The 1,022-nt window shown below is 58.6% G+C and carries 1 protein-coding gene; it reads left to right on the forward strand.

Annotated features, from left to right (window positions below):
* The first annotated feature begins 86 nt into the window (after nt 1–86).
* Nucleotides 87–953: a carboxylate/amino acid/amine transporter gene (locus F8N49_RS27820; RefSeq protein WP_151553312.1), complete on the forward strand. Its 867-nt coding sequence runs from the start codon at nt 87–89 to the stop codon at nt 951–953.
* Nucleotides 954–1,022: the final 69 nt, after the last annotated feature.

The following is a 1,022-nucleotide window of genomic DNA, read 5'->3' on the forward strand; positions in this document are numbered from 1 at the left end:
GCTCCCACAGGGATTTGTGTTGTTCGAGGGTTCGCGGTCTGGCGCAAAAACCGCTATCGTCGCCGCCATTCGATTTCGAGGCGAACATGGGCTATCTACTTTTTGTGACGCTGATCCAGGCATTTTCTTTCAGTCTGATCGGCGAATACCTGGCCGGGCATGTTGACAGCTACTTCGCGGTGCTGGTGCGTGTGGTGCTGGCCGGATTGGTGTTTATTCCGTTGACGCGCTGGCGTTCGGTGGAGCCGGCGTTCATGCGTGGCATGTTGCTGATCGGCGCGTTGCAGTTCGGGGTAACTTACGTCTGCCTGTACCTGAGCTTCCGCGTGCTGACCGTGCCGGAGGTTTTGCTGTTCACCATTCTTACACCGCTGCATGTGACGTTGATCGAAGACGCGCTGAACCGCCGCTTTAATCCGTGGGCATTGATTGCTGCGCTGGTGGCGGTCGGCGGTGCGGCGGTGATTCGCTTCGACAGCATCAGTCCCGACTTCTTTATGGGCTTCCTGCTGCTGCAACTGGCCAACTTCACCTACGCCGCCGGGCAGGTCCTGTACAAGCATCTGGTGGCGAAGCATCCGAGTGATCTGCCGCATTACCGCCGCTTCGGTTACTTCTACCTCGGCGCGTTAATGGTTGTGCTGCCTGCGTTCCTGTTGTTCGGCAAATCGAACTTCCTGCCGGAAGCGCCGCTGCAATGGGGCGTGTTGCTGTTTCTCGGTCTGGTCTCGACCGCATTGGGTCTGTACTGGTGGAACAAGGGCGCGTGCATGGTCAACGGCGGTACCCTGGCGGTGATGAACAACCTGCATGTGCCGGTGGGGCTGCTGTTGAATCTGCTGATCTGGAATCAGCATGAGGAACTGGGGAGATTGTTCCTTGGCGGGGGTGTGATTCTGGCGGCTGTGTGGATCAGTCGGTTGGGCATCCGCAAATCCCCGGGCGCCGCATAACCCCTGTGGGAGCGAGCCTGCTCGCGAAGGCGTTGGGTCAGATAAGTATGGGTCGACTGACACATTGCA

Source organism: Pseudomonas sp. GXM4 (assembly GCF_008923895.1).
GTDB lineage: Bacteria > Pseudomonadota > Gammaproteobacteria > Pseudomonadales > Pseudomonadaceae > Aquipseudomonas > Aquipseudomonas atacamensis.

What these genes read in the sequence shown, in the direction of transcription:
- F8N49_RS27820 (WP_151553312.1), top strand. Translation starts at nt 87, where the DNA reads ATGGGCTATCTACTTTTTGTGACGCTGATCCAGGCATTTTCTTTCAGT.